Here is a 210-nt window from a genome sequence, read left to right as displayed (position 1 = left end):
TAAGCGGAATAGTTCTTTCTCCACCACTACTCCAAGGCTGGAAAGAAACTGTACCGATAAGCGGAATAGTTTTTTCGTCGCCATCACTCCAAGGCTGGAAAGAAACTGTACCGATAAGCGGAATAGTTCTTTCTCCACCACTACTCCAAGGCTGGAAAAAAACTGTACCGACAGGAGAATAGTTTTTTCTCCACCACCACGCCATCAGTG

The 210-nt window shown here is 45.7% G+C and carries 1 protein-coding gene; it reads right to left on the bottom strand.

Features of this window, described 5'->3' with window-relative positions:
• The coding region (locus AC0QH1_RS28375) for a hypothetical protein (RefSeq protein ID WP_324634802.1) at positions 1-210 on the bottom strand (210 nt) is incomplete at both ends.

Source organism: Phormidium sp. CCY1219, from assembly GCF_055795085.1.
The sequence above is the reverse complement of the archived record's forward strand: the minus strand, read 5'-3'. Positions and strand labels throughout refer to the sequence as shown.